Source organism: Sodalis sp. RH24, assembly GCF_047324145.1.
Classification (GTDB): Bacteria; Pseudomonadota; Gammaproteobacteria; order Enterobacterales; family Enterobacteriaceae; genus Acerihabitans.
In genome coordinates this window covers 2,535,883-2,554,505 of the sequence record NZ_CP178729.1, presented here as the reverse complement: position 1 = coordinate 2,554,505, position 18,623 = coordinate 2,535,883, and the positions used below count along the sequence as shown (strand labels likewise).

General features: G+C 59.0%; 15 protein-coding genes. 10 read left to right on the top strand and 5 right to left on the bottom strand.

What is annotated here, in order from left to right:
- Positions 1-124: 124 nt before the first annotated feature.
- Complete coding sequence (locus ACL2XG_RS11690; protein ID WP_413722115.1) at positions 125-1,225, top strand: catalase family protein; 1,101 nt, start codon at positions 125-127, stop codon at positions 1,223-1,225.
- 179 nt (positions 1,226-1,404) lie between these two features.
- A complete protein-coding gene (gene nhaA / locus ACL2XG_RS11685) occupies positions 1,405-2,628 on the top strand; it encodes a Na+/H+ antiporter NhaA (protein ID WP_413722116.1) in 1,224 nt (407 codons plus the stop codon).
- A gap of 129 nt (positions 2,629-2,757) precedes the next feature.
- Here nhaA and rpsT read toward each other — a convergent pair whose 3' ends face one another.
- A complete protein-coding gene (gene rpsT, locus ACL2XG_RS11680) occupies positions 2,758-3,021 on the bottom strand; it encodes a 30S ribosomal protein S20 (RefSeq protein WP_162364018.1) in 264 nt (87 codons plus the stop codon).
- Between the two features lie 398 nt (positions 3,022-3,419).
- On the opposite strand from rpsT, the gene ribF reads away from it, so the two are divergent.
- Genes ribF through ispH form a run of 5 tightly spaced genes read left to right on the top strand, consistent with a single transcriptional unit; the run spans position 3,420 to position 9,120 of the window.
- Positions 3,420-4,358, top strand: a complete 939-nt coding sequence (ribF, locus tag ACL2XG_RS11675; RefSeq protein ID WP_410016464.1) for a bifunctional riboflavin kinase/FAD synthetase — start codon at positions 3,420-3,422, stop codon at positions 4,356-4,358.
- 32 nt (positions 4,359-4,390) lie between these two features.
- Positions 4,391-7,207 (top strand): isoleucine--tRNA ligase, encoded by a 2,817-nt coding sequence (gene ileS, locus ACL2XG_RS11670; RefSeq protein ID WP_413722117.1) that lies wholly within the window; start codon positions 4,391-4,393, stop codon positions 7,205-7,207.
- A complete protein-coding gene (gene lspA, locus ACL2XG_RS11665) occupies positions 7,207-7,713 on the top strand; it encodes a signal peptidase II (protein ID WP_410016462.1) in 507 nt (168 codons plus the stop codon). Before ileS ends, lspA begins: the two co-directional genes overlap by 1 nt.
- Before the next feature lie 5 nt (positions 7,714-7,718).
- Complete coding sequence (gene fkpB / locus ACL2XG_RS11660) at positions 7,719-8,189, top strand: FKBP-type peptidyl-prolyl cis-trans isomerase (RefSeq protein ID WP_413722118.1); 471 nt, start codon at positions 7,719-7,721, stop codon at positions 8,187-8,189.
- On the top strand, positions 8,170-9,120 hold the full coding sequence (ispH, locus tag ACL2XG_RS11655; RefSeq protein WP_410016460.1) for a 4-hydroxy-3-methylbut-2-enyl diphosphate reductase: 951 nt from the start codon (positions 8,170-8,172) through the stop codon (positions 9,118-9,120). The genes fkpB and ispH overlap by 20 nt, the downstream gene beginning before the upstream one ends.
- Positions 9,121-9,325: 205 nt before the next feature.
- Here ispH and ACL2XG_RS11650 read toward each other — a convergent pair whose 3' ends face one another.
- A complete protein-coding gene (locus tag ACL2XG_RS11650) occupies positions 9,326-10,216 on the bottom strand; it encodes an SMP-30/gluconolactonase/LRE family protein (RefSeq protein ID WP_413722119.1) in 891 nt (296 codons plus the stop codon).
- A 264-nt stretch (positions 10,217-10,480) separates the two neighbouring features.
- Here ACL2XG_RS11650 and dapB point away from each other — a divergent pair, with 264 nt between their 5' ends.
- From dapB to carB, 3 genes are all read left to right on the top strand, one after another.
- Complete coding sequence (gene dapB / locus ACL2XG_RS11645; protein ID WP_413722120.1) at positions 10,481-11,302, top strand: 4-hydroxy-tetrahydrodipicolinate reductase; 822 nt, start codon at positions 10,481-10,483, stop codon at positions 11,300-11,302.
- A gap of 466 nt (positions 11,303-11,768) precedes the next feature.
- Positions 11,769-12,917 carry a glutamine-hydrolyzing carbamoyl-phosphate synthase small subunit gene (carA, locus tag ACL2XG_RS11640; RefSeq protein WP_410016457.1) on the top strand — a complete coding sequence of 383 codons (1,149 nt, stop codon included), beginning with the start codon at positions 11,769-11,771 and terminating at the stop codon, positions 12,915-12,917.
- Positions 12,918-12,931: 14 nt separating this feature from the next.
- A complete protein-coding gene (gene carB, locus ACL2XG_RS11635) occupies positions 12,932-16,156 on the top strand; it encodes a carbamoyl-phosphate synthase large subunit (protein WP_410016456.1) in 3,225 nt (1,074 codons plus the stop codon).
- A gap of 95 nt (positions 16,157-16,251) precedes the next feature.
- On the opposite strand, the gene ACL2XG_RS11630 is transcribed toward carB, so the two are convergent.
- The 3 genes from ACL2XG_RS11630 to potE form a co-directional block, all read right to left on the bottom strand.
- Positions 16,252-16,866: a LysE family translocator gene (locus tag ACL2XG_RS11630; protein WP_410016455.1), complete on the bottom strand. Its 615-nt coding sequence runs from the start codon at positions 16,864-16,866 to the stop codon at positions 16,252-16,254.
- Positions 16,867-17,031: 165 nt separating this feature from the next.
- Entirely contained in the window at positions 17,032-17,235 is a 204-nt protein-coding gene (locus tag ACL2XG_RS11625) for a type II toxin-antitoxin system Phd/YefM family antitoxin (RefSeq protein ID WP_410016454.1), read from the bottom strand.
- A gap of 51 nt (positions 17,236-17,286) precedes the next feature.
- Complete coding sequence (gene potE / locus ACL2XG_RS11620) at positions 17,287-18,606, bottom strand: putrescine-ornithine antiporter (RefSeq protein WP_410016453.1); 1,320 nt, start codon at positions 18,604-18,606, stop codon at positions 17,287-17,289.
- Between the last annotated feature and the right edge of the window lie 17 nt (positions 18,607-18,623).

Below are 18,623 nucleotides of genomic sequence, written 5' to 3'. Positions count from 1 at the left end.
CGGGGATTTTTTTTGGCCTTTGCCTGTCCAACCGAGGCTTTCTCCTGCTTAAGCGCTGTTGCCGGTACGATATCGATAATGGCCGCTATAATTTAGGGGGAATAATTCTCTGGAGATAGACGCCATGGCCCGTGCCGCACTCCGCCCGGCAGTCCCCTTCACGCCGTCCATAGAGACGTACCGACCCGACGAAGAGCAGACCCATCGGCAAATCGCCGACGTATTTAAGCACATCATCGGCAAGACACACCGTGATTTGGGCCATGCCCAGCGCGGCGTCCATGCCAAAAGCCACGCCCTGCTGCAAGGCCGGCTGGTTGTGCACAGCTCCCTGGCGCCTGAGCTGGCCCAGGGTATTTTTGCCAGGCCGCGTAGCTATGACGTGCTGCTGCGTATTTCGACCATCCCCGGCGACGTGTTGCGCGACGGGGTTTCCCTGCCGCGTGGCCTGGCGATCAAGGTGCTGGATGTGGCAGGGGAACGGTTGCCCGGGTCGGAAAACGACCTGACCCAGGATTTTTTACTGGCCACGGGACCCGCCTTTACCGCAGCGGACAGCCGGGCGTTCCTGAAAAACCTGAAACTGCTGGCCGCGACCACCGGTCGGGCGGAGTGGGCCAAAGCAGCCTTATCCGCCGTCCTGCGCCCGCTGGTGCGCGCCCTGAAGACGCTGGACGTCAACACCGGATTGCTGCAAGCCCTGGGCGGCTATCCGCTCACCAATCCGCTGGGGGATCGCTACTTTACCCAGGTAGCCAGCCGCTTCGGTGATTATATCGCCAAACTGGACGTGGTGCCGGAATCGGCCAATTTCCTGGCGCTGGCGGGCAAGGCGTTCGCGCTGGCCGGACGGCGGGACGCGCTGCGGGAGGAGGTGGCGCGCATTCTGGCGCGGGAGGGCGGCGCCTGGACCCTCAGGGCGCAGCTGTGCCGGGATTTGGCGGAAAATCCCGTTGAAGATGCCTCGGTGGCCTGGCCCGAGCAGGATAATCCCTACCTGCCGTTGGCGTCGATTATTGTCGAGCCGCAGCAAAGCTGGTCGCCCGGGCGCTCCCGTGCCATGGACGACGGTCTTTCCTTCCAGCCCTGGCATGGCGTCACCGCCCATCGGCCGCTGGGCGACATTATGCGGGCGCGCCGGCTGGCGTACCCGGTGTCGGTGGCGCAGCGCAGCGACCTGAATCAATGTCCGGTGCACGAGCCGCGCCAGCCCCCGGCGTGCTAAACATCCGCATTACCGGCGCGCCGCGGCGGCGGGTAAACCGGCGGTCAATCCTCCAGCCCGGCCGCCGGGGTATTTTTGCGAGCCGCGCTAAATAACGCGCCGGCGATGTTGGGTTTTTATTTACCTGGCTCCCGCCATCCCGCACAATAAATCCATTGTGCGCACTTCAAGGATATATTGTGTCTTCTCTTATTCACCGCTGGTTAAATCACGAAGCCTCGGGCGGCGTATTGTTGATTTTAGCCGCGTTAATTGCGCTGATCATGGCCAACACGCCGGCGCAGGCGGCCTATGAAGCGCTGATTTATTTTCCCCAGGGCGCCTCCGCCGGCCACGCCTCGCCATTGACGCTGCTTTTTTTGATCAACGACGGCTTGATGGCGATTTTCTTTTTGATGATCGGGCTGGAGGTGAAGCGCGAACTGATGGAAGGCGCGCTCGCCAGCCGCAGCCAGGCGGCGTTCCCCGCCATTGCCGCGCTGGGCGGCATGATAGCCCCGGCGATTATCTATACGCTGATTAACTGGAACACGCCGGCCAATCATGCCGGCTGGGCTATTCCCACCGCCACGGATATCGCGTTTGCGGTAGGCGTGATGGCGCTGTTGGGAAAACGGGTGCCCGCCAGTTTAAAGGCTTTTTTACTGGCGCTGGCCATTATTGACGATTTAGGCGCCATCGTAATTATCGCGGTATTCTACAATCACGATTTGTCGTTAATCGCCCTGGCGGGCGTGGCGGCGACGATTGCGGTGCTGGTGATGATGAACCGCAGCAATGTGCGTCATATCGGACTTTATCTGCTGGCCGGCGCGGTGCTGTGGGGCTGCGTGCTGTTATCGGGCATTCATGCCACTCTCGCCGGGGTGATACTCGGCGCCCTGATCCCCCTGCGTTTGCCGTCACGGCCTGGGGCTCCGGCCTCAGCGCCGCAGACCCAGGCGTATTCTCCCGCCCTGGTGCTTGAGCACGCGATCCAGCCCTGGGTGGTTTATCTTATCCTGCCGCTGTTCGCCTTTGCCAACGCCGGCGTAGGCCTGCATGGCTTAACCCCCGCCAGCCTGATGTCGGTGCTGCCGGCCGGCATTGCCGTGGGGCTGGTGCTGGGTAAGCCGCTGGGCATCCTGCTGTTTTGTTTTGCATCCATCAGGCTGGGATTGGCCCGGCTGCCCGACGGCGTGGCCTTTAGCCAGATTGCCGCCGCCGCGGTGCTGTGCGGTATCGGCTTTACCATGTCGATCTTTATCGCCGGGCTGGCGTTCGGCGTGCCGGGGGTAAGTCCGGACAGTATAACCTATGCCAAGCTCGGCATTCTGTCCGGTTCGGTGGTGGCGGCGATCTTGGGCTATATATCGCTGCGCCTGGCGCTGCCGACGCATAAGCCCGCCCCGGCCCGCTCCTGACCAACAGGTTAGCGCCGCGCTACGCCATCAACGCTAAGCGCGGCGCTGAAGAATCGGAGGCAAACGCCAGATGCAAAAAAACCGGCCGAAGCCGGTTTTTTTAACAAAACACCAACGTAAGAACAGATCTTACTGCATTGCGTTGATACGCGCGGTCAGATTAGATTTATGACGCGCTGCTTTGTTTTTGTGGATCAAACCTTTACTGGCCTGACGGTCCACAATGGGTTGCATGGCAGAAAAAGCATTCTGCGCTGCATCTTTATCACCTGCATCGATAGCCGCGTATACTTTTTTGATAAAAGTACGCATCATAGAGCGACGGCTGGCATTGTGCTGACGACGCTTCTCAGACTGTACGGCGCGTTTCTTAGCTGATTTGATATTAGCCAAGGTCCAACTCCCAAACATGTTCTATGAGACAATTCAAAGGCCGAGGAATATGCCCTTTCGGCCTTCTTTTGTCAATGGATTTGTGCAAATAAGCGCCGCTTGACTACGCAACGCCTGTTACAATGTGATGGCGCAGGATTCTACCAGTTTCAGCGCGCGGAATACAGCCTTAGACGATAAAAAAGCGATTATCTGTAATAAACAAACCAATTCGCGGCGCGGCGCCCGTCGGCCGGGCGGGGAAATGTCCTGTCCGGCAGAATAACCTGCGAAAAAACCCTGGTCGGGCAAAATAAGCATGACTTTCACCGTCGTTACTGTCAAAGATTGGATTCGCGGGTTAACCTTAGCGGCTGTACAAGGTATAATCCGCCGATTTCCTCAGTCTTGAGCCTGCTATGAAGCTTATTCGCGGTTTACATAACCTGCAGGCGCGTCCCCAAGGGTGCGTGCTCACTATTGGCAATTTTGATGGTTTCCATCGTGGGCATCAGGCGTTGATTGCACAATTGCAGACCGAAGGCCGCAAACGCGGCTTGCCGGTAATGGTAATGATATTCGAGCCCCAGCCGCAGGAACATTTTGCCGGCCGGGACGCACCGGCGCGGTTGACCCGCCTGCGGGATAAAGTGAAGTACCTGGCCCAGGCCGGGGTAGACGTAGTATTGTGCGTAACCTTCGATACGCGGTTCGCGGCCATCGGCGCCGAGTCGTTTGTCGCGGAGCTGCTGGTGAAAAAGCTCGGCGTCAGGTTTCTTTGCGTCGGCGACGATTTTCGCTTCGGCGCCGGGCGGCGGGGCGATTTCGCCTTTTTGCAGCAGGCGGGTATCGCGGCGGGCTTTGATGTCATGAGCACCGCCACGTATACGGAGGGCGGTAAGCGTATCAGCAGCACGGCGGTACGGGAGGCGCTTTGCAACGACCAGCTGGTTGTCGCCGAGATGCTCCTTGGCCATCCTTACCGTATTTCCGGGCGCGTGGAGCACGGCGACGAGCTGGGCCGCACCCTTGGCTTCCCCACGGCCAACGTCTCCTTAAAGGGCCGTCCAGCGCCCATTAACGGGGTCTATGCGGTGGAGGTCGGCGGACTGGCGGCGCAGCCGTTGCCCGGTGTGGCCAATATCGGCACCCGCCCGACGGTGGCGGGGCTTCGTCCGCGGCTTGAAGTGCATTTAATGGATATGGCGCAGGATCTTTATGGCCGCCATATAGAAGTGGTGATACGCGCAAAACTGCGCAATGAACAACGGTTTGCCTCCCTTGATGAGCTAAAGCGGCAAATCGCGAATGATGTGGTGAACGGCCGGGAATTCTTCGGACTGACGGCACCCCTCTAAACGCTCTAACCGAAAACGGAACCGAGAATCGAATGAGTGATTACAAAAACACCCTGAATTTGCCGGACACAGGGTTCCCGATGCGCGGCGATCTGGCCAAGCGCGAGCCTGGCATGCTGCAACGCTGGTATGAACAGGACCTGTACGGGATTATCCGTAACGCTAAAAAAGGCAAGAAAACCTTTATCCTGCATGACGGCCCTCCGTATGCCAACGGCAGTATCCATATCGGTCACTCGGTTAATAAGATTCTCAAAGACATTATTATCAAGTCCAAAGGCTTGATGGGCTATGACTCCCCCTATGTGCCGGGCTGGGATTGCCACGGCCTGCCGATTGAGCTGAAAGTTGAACAGATGATTGGCAAGCCGGGCGAAAAGGTCAGCGCCGCGGAATTCCGCGCCGCCTGCCGCAAATATGCCGCCGAGCAAGTGGAAGGCCAGAAAAAAGATTTTATCCGCCTGGGCGTGCTGGGCGAATGGGATCATCCTTACCTGACGATGGATTTCGGCACCGAAGCCAATATTATCCGTTCGCTCGGCAAAATCATCGCCAACGGCCATCTGCATAAAGGCGCCAAGCCGGTGCATTGGTGTATCGACTGCCGTTCCGCGCTGGCTGAGGCGGAAGTCGAGTATTACGATCGCACCTCGCCCTCCATCGACGTGGCTTTCCAAGCGGTCGACGCCGACGCCGTGGCGGCAAAATTCGGCGTGAGCGGGGTTGCCGGGCCGGTGTCGCTGGTGATCTGGACCACCACGCCCTGGACCCTGCCGGCCAACCGGGCGATTTCGGTCCATCCGGACTTCGAGTATCAGCTGGTCGCGGTGGACGGGCAAAACTGGATACTGGCCGCCGACCTGGTGGCAAGCGTAATGCAGCGTGCGGGTATCGCCCAATGGACCGTGCTGGGCAGTTGTAAAGGCGGCGCGCTGGAACTGCTGCGCTTTCGCCACCCGTTTATGGGCTTCGACGTGCCGGCGATCCTGGGTCAGCATGTGACGCTGGAAGCCGGTACCGGCGCGGTGCATACCGCGCCCGGCCATGGCCCGGACGATTATGTCATCGGCCAGCAATACGGCCTGGAGGTCGCCAATCCGGTGGGGCCGGACGGGTGCTACCTGCCGGGGACCTATCCGGATCTCGACGGGCTGCAGGTGTTCAAGGCCAACGATGTGGTGGTCGAATTATTGCGCGCGCACGGCGCGCTGGTGCATGTGGAAAAGCTGGTGCACAGCTATCCGCACTGCTGGCGTCATAAGACCCCCATCATTTTCCGCGCCACGCCGCAGTGGTTTATCAGCATGGATCAGAAAGGGCTGCGCAAACGTTCCCTGGAAGAAATCAGAGAAGTGCAGTGGATCCCGGGCTGGGGACAGGCGCGCATCGAAAATATGGTGGCCAATCGTCCCGACTGGTGTATCTCGCGCCAGCGCACCTGGGGCGTGCCGATGTCGCTGTTTGTCCATAAGGATACCGAGGAGCTCCATCCGCGCACGCTGGAGTTGATGGAAGAAGTGGCCAAACGGGTCGAGAAAGACGGCATCCAGGCCTGGTGGGATCTGGATCCCGCCGCTATCCTCGGGGCTGAGGCGGCCGAGTATACCAAAGTGCCGGATACCCTGGACGTGTGGTTCGACTCCGGTTCGACGCACTCGTCCGTGGTAGCGGTCCGCCCGGAATTCGGCGGCCACGAGCCGGATATGTACCTGGAAGGTTCCGACCAGCATCGCGGCTGGTTTATGTCGTCGCTGATGATTTCCACCGCCATCAAAGGCCAGGCGCCCTATCGCCAGGTGCTGACCCACGGTTTTACCGTCGACGGGCAGGGGCGTAAAATGTCCAAATCCATCGGCAACGTGGTCAGCCCGCAGCAGGTGATGGATAAACTCGGCGGGGACATCCTGCGTCTGTGGGTGGCTTCCACCGATTATACCGGTGAAATGGCGGTCTCCGACGAGATCCTTAAGCGCTCCGCCGACGCGTACCGGCGTATTCGCAATACCGCGCGGTTCCTGCTGGCCAACCTGAATGGGTTCGACCCGGCGCTGCACAGCGTCAAGCCGCAGGAGATGGTGGTGCTGGATCGCTGGGCCGTGGGCCGGGCGCAGGCGGCGCAGGCGGAAATCATCGCCGCCTACGACAGCTATGACTTCCATAACGTCGTGCAGCGCATGATGCAGTTCTGCTCGGTGGAAATGGGGTCTTTTTACCTGGATATCATCAAAGATCGCCAGTACACCACCCAGGCCGACAGTATCGCCCGCCGCAGTTGCCAGACCGCGCTGTACCATATCGCCGAAGCGCTGGTGCGCTGGATGGCGCCGATCCTGTCTTTTACCGCCGATGAGATCTGGGGCTTCATGCCGGGTGAACGCGCCCAGTATGTCTTCACCGAAGAGTGGTATGAAGGGTTGTTCGGACTGGACGCCGGTGAAACCATGAACGACGCTTACTGGGAACAGGTGTTGAAGGTGCGCGGCGAAGTGAACAAAGTGCTTGAGCAGGCCCGCGCCGATAAAATCATCGGCGGGTCGCTGGAGGCCCGGGTCACCCTGTATGCCGAACCGGCCCTGGCGAAAACGCTGGGGGCGCTGGGTGAAGAGTTGTATTTTGCCCTGCTGACTTCGCGCGCCGATGTGGCCGATTACAGCGCGGCGGGAGAGGATGCCCAGCAGTGCGAAGGATTGAAGGGCCTTAAAATCGCCCTGGCTAAGGCCGATGGTGAAAAATGCCCGCGTTGCTGGCATTTTGAAACCGATATCGGCGCTGACGCCGGGCATCCCGAAATTTGCGGGCGTTGCGTCACTAACGTGGCCGGCCCGGGCGAAGAGCGTAAATTTGTCTGATGAGTAAATCCTTAGCATCCACCGGTCTGCGCTGGCTTTGGCTGGCGCTGGTCGTACTGATTATCGACCTGGGCAGCAAGCAGTTGATCATGCAGCATTTTATGTTGCATGAGACGTTGCCGCTGATCCCGTTTTTTAACATTTTTTATGCCCACAACTATGGCGCGGCGTTCAGTTTTCTGGCCGATAAAGGGGGATGGCAGCGTTGGATGTTTGCCATTATCGCCCTGGTCATCGCCGTGGCGTTGATGATATTAATGTACCGTTCAGACAGCCGCCAAAGAATGACCAATTGCGCCTACGCCTTGATTATCGGCGGCGCGCTGGGCAATCTCTTTGACCGCCTGGTGCATGGCGTGGTCATCGATTTCATTGATTTTTATGTCGGTGACTGGCACTTCCCCACCTTCAACGTGGCGGATTCGGCCATTTGTATCGGCGCACTCCTGATCGTGCTGGAAGGGTTTATGCATCCGGCCGATAAAACGGCTAAGCAGAAAGGTTAAGCGGCATGTCCGAACAGGTGCAGTCCGACAGCGCGGTGCTGGTGCATTTCGACCTTAAACTCGAGGATGGCACCCTCGCCGAATCCACCCGGCGCGAAAATAAACCGGCGCTGTTCCGTCTTGGCGATGATAGCCTTTCACCGGCCCTTGAACAGTCGTTGCTCGGGCTGCGCGTGGGGGATAAAAAATCGTTTTCCCTGGCGCCGGAGTCGGCGTTCGGGCCGGTTAATCCGGATTTGATCCAGTTTTTTTCCCGCCGGGATTTTATCGAAACCGGCGTGCCCGACGTGGGCACCATTATGCTGTTTACCGCCATCAGCGGTAATGAAATGCCCGGATTGATTCGTGACGTGGCCGAGGAGTCGATCACCGTGGATTTTAACCATCCGCTGGCGGGCCGCACGGTCTATTTCGATATCGACGTATTGGCAATTGATCCGCAGCAGGAGGATAAACATGCGCATCTTACTGGCTAACCCGCGGGGTTTTTGCGCCGGTGTCGACCGGGCCATCAGTATTGTCGAACGCGCGCTGGAGATTTACGGCGCGCCGATCTACGTGCGTCACGAAGTGGTGCACAATCGCTATGTGGTGGAGTCGCTGCGCGCCAGCGGCGCCATTTTTATCGAGCAAATCGACGAAGTGCCCGACGGCTCTATCCTGATTTTCTCGGCCCACGGCGTATCGCAGGCGGTGCGCGCCGAGGCGAAAAACCGCGATTTGACGGTATTCGACGCGACCTGCCCGCTGGTGACCAAGGTGCATATGGAAGTGGCGCGCGCCAGCCGTAAAGGAACGGAAGCCATTTTGATTGGTCACGCCGGGCATCCGGAGGTCGAGGGCACCATGGGGCAATACAATAACCCCAACGGCGGCATGTACCTGGTGGAGTCGCCCAAGGATGTCTGGAAACTGCGGGTGAAGGACGATGCCAACCTGTGCTTTATGACCCAGACCACGCTGTCGGTGGACGATACCTCGGATGTTATCGACGCGCTGCGCGAACGGTTTCCGTTGATTATCGGACCGCGTAAAGACGATATCTGTTATGCCACCACCAACCGCCAGGAAGCGGTGCGCGAGCTGGCCGCCGATGCTGACGTGGTGCTGGTGGTCGGCTCGAAAAACTCGTCTAACTCCAACCGGCTGGCCGAGCTGGCCCAGCGGGTGGGCAAACCGGCCTATCTTATCGATACCGCGGCGGATATCCAGGAAAGCTGGCTGCAGGGTATCGATACCATCGGGGTAACCGCCGGCGCTTCCGCGCCGGATATTCTGGTGCGGGAGGTGATTGCGCGTCTGCAGGGGCTCGGTGGCGAGGGGGCGGAGGAACTGATCGGGCGCGAGGAGAATATTGTGTTCGAGGTGCCGAAGGAGCTGCGGGTGAATGTGAGGGTGGTGGAGTAAGACCGGCTTTTGCTTGCGCCGCATGCCCTGTAAATGACATTTCCAGTCGCCCGCGGCGGTTTGATGCGGCGACGCGGTAAACCTGTTCTTATCGTGCCCCAGGACGTGCAAGAGAGGGGCTTCAAATCCCTTTTGGCGATCGATCAATTTGGCGGCAGTCAAATTGATCGTATTCAATGGGATGTGCCGGTTTTTTATCCCTGTTCTACAGTCTGAACCGGTATTCCGGGGCGCCGACGGCGCTGGTATAAACATGCAGCAACGCGCCGTCGAGCGCGCCGGGAGGATCGAGATTTTTGCCGGCGCTGGTGATAAATAATTCATTACGCCCGGGGCCGCCGAAAGCACAGCAGCTCGGTTGGCGTACCGGTAACGGCAGATCCTCGATTAGCGTCAGTTCGCCATCGCCGATGGCGTAGCGGCTCAGGCAGCCATGGCCGAAGCGCGCGTTGATCAGTTCTCCGGCCGCGGTCAGCGCCGAACCGTCGGGGGTCTTGTCTCCGGCATCGAATACCCGCAGGCGGGCGGTATTGATGGCGGCGGCGTCGCTGGCGTAAAACCGTTTTTCGGCGCTGTCGGCAAACCACACCCGGTCGCCATGCCACGCCAGGGTATTGGGGATGGTGACATGGCCCATCATGCTCCGCGGCCGCGCTTCGCCGGCGGCAAAGCGGTACCAGCCGCCGATAGGACGCTCTTCCGCCAGGTCCATGGTGCTAAACCATAATGAGCCGTCGGGGGCGATGGCCGCCTCGTTTGGCCGGGTGCCGGCGGCGTCGGCCGGGTAGGGGCACAGGAGCTCAAGGCGTGGGGTATCCCGGCCGGCGCTGCTCTTTTCATAGTGATAAAGCAGTATGCCCTGCTGCGCCACGATCAGGAACTGCTCTTCCCGCTCGGTCGGCAGCGCCGCGCTGAACAGACAATCCAACCGGCGCTGTTCGACGCATCCCCGGGAGGGCCAATAGCGCAACAGGCGCTGTTGCAAAATATCTACCCACAGCAGCGATTGGCTACGGCTGCACCAGACCGGCGTTTCGCCCAGGGCGGCGCGATAATCCCCAATGGCCTGGATTGTTGAGGTAAAAAAAGGACTCATCCTGTCTCTCCGTGGCGAGTGTTCGGCTGTAGATATCCAGTATAGCCGCTTCGCGCCGGATCATCCGCGCCCGGCACCGGCCGGGAGATGAATAAACATTCATTTCTCCCGCGCTGCGGCCGCACCCGGCCCGGTCCATTGCCGTGACTGATGAAAGCCGGCTTCTGACATATAATGCTAATTCCAGGGGAAATCCGCTGGCGGCAATCCGGGACGGCGGTTACCCTAAACTGATTTTATCATGCCAACCAACAGAGAGTGTCTATGAGCGTAACACCAGTTCGCATCGCCATCGCCGGTGCGGGCGGCCGTATGGGCCGCCAACTGATCCAGGCGGTACTGCAATCGGAACAGGCGCGCCTGGGGGCGGCGCTCGAGCGCGCCGGCTCAAGCCTGATTGGCGCGGACGCAGGGGAGTTGGCCGGGCAGGGCGCGTTGGGGATAAGGGTCGGCGACAGCCTGGAAGCCATTAAAGATGACTTTGATATCTTTATCGATTTTACCCGGCCGGAAGGCACCCTGACGCATATGGAATTTTGTCGGCTGCATGGCAAAGGCATGATTATCGGCACTACCGGTTTTGACGAGGGGCAGAAGGCGCGAATCGGGCAAGCCGCCGGGCAGATCGGCATTGTCTTTGCCGCTAATTTCAGCGTGGGGGTCAACGTTATGCTGAAATTACTGGATAAGGCCGCCAGGGTTATGGGCGACTATTGCGACATCGAGATCATCGAGGCGCACCACCGTCACAAGGTGGACGCGCCTTCTGGCACCGCGCTTGCCATGGGGGAAACCATCGCCGGGGCGCTGGGCCGCAACCTCAAGGACTGCGCCGTATACAGTCGCGAGGGCCATACCGGCGAGCGTGTGCCCCATTCCATCGGCTTCGCCGCCATACGCGCCGGGGACATTGTCGGCGAACATACCGCGATGTTTGCCGATAACGGCGAACGTATTGAGATTACCCATAAGGCTTCCAGCCGCATGACCTTTGCCAATGGCGCGGTCAGGGCGGCAATATGGCTGAAAGCGCAGAAAGCGGGCCTTTATACCATGGCTGATGTGCTGGATCTGGCAAGTTTATAACTCTATTTTTTACTGCCACCTGAAGTCTGCCATTTTATCACTATGATTAAATAGAGATAATTTTATTTTATTGGAATTATCTCTTAAAAAATCGTTTTCAATGGAAATGGAAGGCCAAATGGCTTTAAGTTTGGCTTTCAGCGGTTATTTTTCTTGGTGATTGCCATTCTGGGCTGATTATTGCGCTTTCGCGCCTGCGCCGGTTCCTTTTAACAAATTTCTGGCCACGCAACCGGTTACTCATGCCCTAAATGAGTGCTTTTTAGCGGTTTCAAGGTGTGTAACCGGCTTAATTGCCATTATTTAGTAAAAAACATCAGCCCGGGGTGGACAAATGACCAGCTCATCATTAAAATGCGCCCAATTTGCCGAAAATCTACCTTGAAGGTGTTTTTTGCATTGATTAAGATCGTTAAATCTGAATTAATATGCAAATACAATGACTGAATATTCCTTGGAGGGTGTTTTGATAAAGTCAGCGCTGTTGGTTCTGGAAGACGGAACCCAATTCCACGGTCGGGCCATTGGGGCAGCGGGAACGGCAGTGGGGGAAGTGGTCTTCAATACATCGATGACCGGCTATCAAGAAATCCTCACCGATCCTTCCTATTCCCGCCAAATCGTTACTCTCACTTATCCCCATATCGGCAATGTCGGCACCAACGAAGCAGATGAAGAATCGTCCCGCATCCAGGCCCAAGGGTTGGTCATACGCGATTTGCCGCTTATCGCCAGTAATTTTCGCAGTACCGGTTCCCTGTCGGACTACCTCAAGCAAAATAATATCGTCGGTATCGCCGATATCGATACCCGCAAACTTACCCGCCTATTGCGCGAAAAAGGCGCCCAGAACGGCTGCATTATCGCCGGCGACGCGCCTGACGCGGCGCTGGCCTTGCAAAAAGCGCGCGAATTCCCGGGACTGAAGGGCATGGATCTGGCCAGGGAAGTCAGCACCGCCGAGCAATACAGCTGGACCCAGGGCAGTTGGGCATTGCATGCCGGCCTGCCTGCGCCGGCCGCGCCGGACGCGCTGCCCTACCATGTGGTGGCGTACGATTTCGGCATCAAACGCAATATCATGCGTATGCTGGTGGATCGCGGCTGCCGCCTGACGGTGGTGCCGGCGCAGACGCCGGCCGACGTCGTCCTGGCGATGGATCCCGACGGCATCTTCCTCGCCAACGGCCCGGGCGATCCCGAACCCTGCGATTACGCCATCGCCGCCATCAAAACCTTTCTCGAGACCGAGACGCCGATCTTCGGCATCTGTCTCGGCCACCAACTGCTGGCCCTGGCCAGCGGCGCCAAGACCGTCAAAATGAAGTTCGGCCACCACGGCGGCAACCACCCGGTAAAGGATATTGACGCCAACCGGGTCATGATTACCGCCCAGAACCACGGTTTTGCGGTGGATGAAACCACGCTGCCGGCGAATCTGCGCGTAACGCATACCTCGCTGTTCGACGGTTCGTTACAGGGATTGCACCGCACGGATAAGCCGGCGTTCTGTTTCCAGGGGCATCCGGAAGCCAGCCCCGGCCCGCATGACGCCGCGCCGCTGTTCGACCATTTTATCGAGTTGATCAAGACTTACCGTTCCCAGGCAAAATAATCAGGAGCAAGACCATGCCAAAACGTACAGATATATCCAGTATCCTGATTCTGGGCGCCGGCCCGATTGTCATCGGCCAGGCGTGCGAGTTCGATTACTCCGGCGCGCAGGCGTGCAAGGCCCTGCGTGAGGAAGGCTACCGCGTGGTGCTGGTGAACTCCAACCCGGCCACCATCATGACCGATCCCGATATGGCGGATGCCACTTATATCGAGCCTATCCATTGGGAAGTGGTGCGTAAAATCATCGAAAAAGAACGCCCCGACGCCATCCTGCCGACCATGGGCGGGCAAACCGCGCTGAACTGCGCGCTGGACCTGGAGCGCGAAGGCGTTCTGGCGGAGTTCGGCGTCACCATGATTGGCGCCACCGCCGATGCCATCGACAAAGCGGAAGACCGGCAGCGTTTTGATAAGGCGATGAAAAAAATCGGTCTTGAGACCGCGCGCTCCGGTTTTGCCCACAATATGGAAGAGGCGCTGGCGGTGGCGGCGGACGTGGGCTTCCCCTGCATTATCCGTCCGTCGTTTACCATGGGCGGGTCGGGCGGCGGCATTGCCTACAACCGCGAGGAGTTCGAGGAAATCTGCGAACGCGGCCTCGATCTGTCACCCACCACCGAGCTGCTGATCGATGAGTCGCTGATTGGCTGGAAAGAGTACGAGATGGAGGTGGTGCGCGATAAAAACGATAACTGCATCATCGTGTGCTCGATTGAAAATATTGACGCCATGGGCATCCATACCGGCGATTCCATTACCGTGGCGCCGGCGCAAACCCTGACCGATAAAGAATACCAAATCATGCGTAACGCCTCGATGGCGGTATTGCGTGAAATCGGCGTGGAAACCGGCGGCTCGAACGTGCAGTTTTCGGTAAACCCTAAAAACGGCCGGCTGATTATCATCGAAATGAACCCGCGGGTTTCCCGCTCCTCGGCCCTGGCCTCCAAGGCCACCGGTTTCCCGATTGCCAAGGTGGCCGCCAAGCTGGCGGTGGGGTATACCCTCGATGAACTGATGAACGATATCACCGGCGGACGCACGCCCGCCTCGTTCGAGCCGTCCATTGACTATGTCGTCACGAAAATTCCGCGCTTTAACTTCGAGAAGTTCGCCGGCGCCAATGACCGCCTGACCACGCAGATGAAGTCGGTGGGCGAGGTGATGGCCATCGGCCGCACGCAACAGGAATCGCTGCAAAAAGCCCTGCGCGGTCTGGAGGTGGGCGTCACCGGTTTTGACCCCAAGGTCAGCCTGGACGACCCGGAAGCGCTGACCAAGATCCGCCGCGAACTCAAAGACGCCGGCTGCGATCGCATCTGGTATATCGCCGATGCTTTCCGCGCCGGGCTGTCGGTGGACGGCGTCTTTAACCTGACCAATATCGACCGCTGGTTTCTGGTGCAGATAGAAGAGCTGGTCACGCTTGAAAACGTGGTGGCGGAGAAGGGCGTCGGCGCGCTGGACGCCGAATTCCTGCGCCAGCTGAAGCGCAAGGGCTTTGCCGATGCCCGCCTGGCGACGCTTGCCGGCGTGTCGGAGGGGGAGATTCGCAAACTGCGCGAAGAGTACAACCTGCATCCGGTCTATAAACGGGTCGATACCTGCGCCGCGGAATTCGCCACCGATACCGCCTACATGTACTCCACCTATGACGAAGAGTGCGAATCCAATCCCAGCCGCGACCGGGAAAAAATCATGGTGCTGGGCGGCGGGCCAAACCGTATCGGCCAGGGCATCGAGTTCGACTACTGCTGCGTCCACGCCTCGCTGGCGCTGCGCGAGGACGGTTACGAGACCATTATGGTCAACTGTAACCCGGAGACGGTCTCCACCGATTACGACACGTCCGATCGCCTTTATTTTGAACCCGTTACGCTTGAAGATGTGCTGGAAATCGTGCGCATCGAGCAGCCGAAAGGGGTGATTGTCCAGTACGGCGGCCAGACCCCGCTGAAACTGGCCCGGGAGCTTGAAGCGGCGGGCGTGCCGATTATCGGCACCAGCCCCGATTCCATTGACCGCGCCGAAGATCGCGAGCGCTTCCAGCAGGCGGTGGAACGCCTGGGACTCAAGCAGCCGGCCAACGCCACGGTGACCACCATCGACCAGGCGGTGGAGAAGGCGGCGACCATCGGTTATCCGCTGGTGGTGCGTCCTTCCTATGTACTGGGCGGCAGGGCGATGGAAATCGTCAACGACGATGTCGATTTGCTGCGCTACTTCCAGACCGCCGTCAGCGTCTCCAATGACGCGCCGGTGCTGCTGGACCGTTTCCTTGACGACGCGGTGGAAGTGGACGTGGACGCCATCTGCGACGGCCAGCAGGTGCTGATTGGCGGCATTATGGAACATATCGAGCAGGCAGGCGTGCACTCCGGCGATTCAGCCTGTTCGCTGCCGGCCTATACCCTTAGCCAGGAAATACAGGACGTGATGCGCCGGCAGGTCGAGCAACTGGCGTTTGAACTGCGGGTGCGCGGGCTGATGAACGTGCAGTTCGCGGTTAAGGCCAATGAAGTCTATCTGATCGAAGTCAATCCGCGCGCCGCGCGCACGGTGCCGTTTGTTTCCAAAGCCACCGGCGTGCCGCTGGCGAAGGTTGCCGCCCGGGTGATGGTGGGGCAATCGCTGGCCGACCAGGGCATTACCAAAGAGGTTATCCCGCCGTATTACTCGGTCAAGGAAGTGGTGCTGCCGTTTAATAAATTCCCCGGCGTCGACCCCATCCTGGGGCCGGAAATGCGCTCCACCGGCGAGGTGATGGGCGTGGGCCGCACCTTTGCCGAAGCCTTCGCCAAAGCCATGCTCGGCAGCCAGTCGCGCATGAAAAAATCCGGCCGGGCGCTGCTGTCGGTGCGCGCCGGCGACAAGGGCCGGGTAGTGGATTTGGCGGCGAAACTGCTCAAGCACGGCTTTGAACTGGATGCCACGCACGGCACCGCGGTGATATTGGGTGAAGCGGGAATCAATCCCCGCCTGGTGAATAAAGTGCATGAAGGGCGGCCGCATATCCAGGACCGCATTAAAAACGGCGAATATACCTATATCGTCAATACCACCGCCGGACGCCAGGCAATCGCGGACTCGAAGCTTATCCGCCGCAGCGCGCTGCAGTATAAAGTGCACTACGACACCACCATGAACGGCGGCTTCGCCACCGCCATGGCGCTAAACTCGGATCCCACCGAACGCGTGATTTCAGTTCAGGAAATGCATGCGATGCTGAAGGGATAGCGGCATATCGCCGTATCCTGGCCAGGCGCGTGGCCGGGATACGGCGGCAAAATACGCTTATCCGTGCGGGACGCTCCAGGAGCGTCCCGATTTTTTTATCCCAGGGCGACCTTGATTCCCAGGGCAATCAGCACCCCGCCCAGCAGCTTGTCCACCAATTTTTGCGTTTTGGCGAGGGCGCGGCGCACGGGACCGCTTTGGATTAATAGCACCAGCAGCGGCCACCAGACCAGCGCCAGCAACAGGATAATACCCGCGTACCAGAGTTTTTCGGCAACGTCCGATTGCACCTGCAGCACTTGGGTAAACACCGCCAGGAAAAACAGTGTGGCCTTCGGATTGAGTAAGTTATTCAAATAGCCCTGGATAAAAGCGGTTTTCAGGCTTACCGGCTGATGCGGGGCATCGTTGAGGCTTATTCTGCCGGCGCCGCGGGATAGCAGCGCCTGGATGCCGATCCAGATCAAATATCCGGCGCCGGCGTATTTCAGCAGGTTAAACAGCCAGGGTGTGGTGGTAATCAGCACTGCCAGCCCGGCGACGCAATACGACATATGGGTGGCGACGCCGCAGATCACACCAAGGGATGTCATCATGGCGGCCCGTTTGCGATAGCGGGCGGCATTCCTTATCACCAGAAAAAAGTCGGGGCCGGGAGAAAGCATGCCAAGGGTGGCGATGGAGGCGACAAACAGTGAGGTTTCTAACATGACGGACTCGGCAATCAACCAGTAAGCGCTACAGGATAACGCCGGCGCAGGGGAAGCGCACCCTCGATTTGGTTCAGCACTTATGTACCGTATCGCGGCAGCGCAGGAACGCGGCGGGACGGGCGCGATCCCGTTGCCGGGAGAACGCCGCGCCGCCGCCGGCGTTTACAGCAGATCCTCCATCCTGAAGCTAAAACCTCCCGTCCGGGACGGTGGTTCCGTCGTTTGCCCGCGTGTTGCCCCATTTTCGCCTTTAAGGATCACATCCGCCCGGCCGCGCCGGGTAACGCACAGGACTTGCCCTTGTTCCAGGGACTCAAGCGCTTGCGCCAGGTTGTTGCGCAGCGCGGTGTAACTGATGGTTTGCATATCAGCATCCAATATAATGATGAATTATCCCTTAGGTTGGCCTTGCTTTGTTCAGTTAAGCTTAACATCGGGCATTTCAAAGCGCGGCGAAATGATGCCGTATAATGTCCAGCCGAGGAACGTGACGATCGCACCCCACATCATCGCCTCTTGCCCGGAGCTGTAGAGCGCATAAAAGCTGTATAGCGCGCCGAGAAAGGCGATGCCGTTGGTGACTCGCGCCCTGGCCGGCGGCAGGCCCGCGGATTTCTGGATCACCACGGTGGCCGCCATCGACAGGATATAAGGAATAATGTTGGTGACCACCGCCAGGTTCACCAGCACGTTGAACTGTTTGTTCAGCGACGGGCTGATGGTCATCAGCGACAGACCGGTCTGGATGGCGACGATGATAAGCATGCCTTTCACCGGCGCGTCCGCCTTATTCGTGTGGGAAAACACCTTGGGAAAATAGCCGGCGTCGGCGGAGGATTTGAAGACCTGGGCGATGGTAAACTGCCAGCCCAGCAGGGAACCGACGCATGACATGATCATCAGCGCCATGATGATTTTGCCGACGAAAGGCGTAAACATATAGGAAAACGCCAGCCCGAACGGCGCGGTGGAATTCGCCAGCGCCAGGTTGGGCACGATGCCGGCGATAACATTGGTGGAGACCACATAGATAACCGCTGCCCCGAGCGTGCCGCCCAATACGGCGATCGGCACGTTGCGTTCCGGGTTTTCCACCACGTCCATATTGGCGCAGGCGGATTCCAGCCCCAGGAACGCCCAAAGCGTCATGGCGATGGAGGAGCCTATGGCCTCGAAGGTGGGGATGGCATGGGGATTCCAGGCGGCCATGTAGGCGGCGCCGCTAAACCAAAACCACCCGATCAGGGAAATGCCAACAACTGGAATAATGACGCCCCATATAGTGATACTGCTGATGTTCCCGGTAATGCGCGCGCCGCCAAAATTGGCCATGGTGGCCAGCCACAGCACCACGATGGTGGCCAGGCAGATGCCAAGCGGCGTGAGGGTTTGTCCCACCAGCTCCGTACCGTAGCCAACGGCTGATATGGCAATGGCGACATTGGCGATCAGCAGGGAAACGCCATAGGTGTAATTGGCCATGAAGTTACCGGATTTGCCGAAGGCATATTCCGCATAGCCGCCCATCCCGCCGGGCTTGCGGCTGAACATGCCGCATTTGGCGAACGCGTAGGCCAACGCCATCGACCCCAGGGCGGTAACCAGCCAGGAGACAATGGACAGGGTCCCGACCTCCGCCAGTTTGGTGGGCAGCATGATAATGCCGGAACCCATCATATTCACGGCGGTCAGGACGGTGAGCTGCACCACGCCCATTTTATTTTTCGTTTTATTCATGATCATGGTCCTTTTTG

Bases quoted from the DNA above. Each gene is read 5' to 3' on its own strand.
- ACL2XG_RS11630 (WP_410016455.1), bottom strand. From the start codon at position 16,866: ATGTTAGAAACCTCACTGTTTGTCGCCTCCATCGCCACCCTTGGCATG.
- dapB (WP_413722120.1), top strand. From the start codon at position 10,481: ATGAGCGTAACACCAGTTCGCATCGCCATCGCCGGTGCGGGCGGCCGT.
- ribF (WP_410016464.1), top strand. From the start codon at position 3,420: ATGAAGCTTATTCGCGGTTTACATAACCTGCAGGCGCGTCCCCAAGGG.
- ACL2XG_RS11650 (WP_413722119.1), bottom strand. From the start codon at position 10,216: ATGAGTCCTTTTTTTACCTCAACAATCCAGGCCATTGGGGATTATCGC.
- ACL2XG_RS11625 (WP_410016454.1), bottom strand. From the start codon at position 17,235: ATGCAAACCATCAGTTACACCGCGCTGCGCAACAACCTGGCGCAAGCG.
- carB (WP_410016456.1), top strand. From the start codon at position 12,932: ATGCCAAAACGTACAGATATATCCAGTATCCTGATTCTGGGCGCCGGC.
- lspA (WP_410016462.1), top strand. From the start codon at position 7,207: ATGAGTAAATCCTTAGCATCCACCGGTCTGCGCTGGCTTTGGCTGGCG.
- ispH (WP_410016460.1), top strand. From the start codon at position 8,170: ATGCGCATCTTACTGGCTAACCCGCGGGGTTTTTGCGCCGGTGTCGAC.
- potE (WP_410016453.1), bottom strand. From the start codon at position 18,606: ATGAATAAAACGAAAAATAAAATGGGCGTGGTGCAGCTCACCGTCCTG.
- ileS (WP_413722117.1), top strand. From the start codon at position 4,391: ATGAGTGATTACAAAAACACCCTGAATTTGCCGGACACAGGGTTCCCG.
- ACL2XG_RS11690 (WP_413722115.1), top strand. From the start codon at position 125: ATGGCCCGTGCCGCACTCCGCCCGGCAGTCCCCTTCACGCCGTCCATA.
- fkpB (WP_413722118.1), top strand. From the start codon at position 7,719: ATGTCCGAACAGGTGCAGTCCGACAGCGCGGTGCTGGTGCATTTCGAC.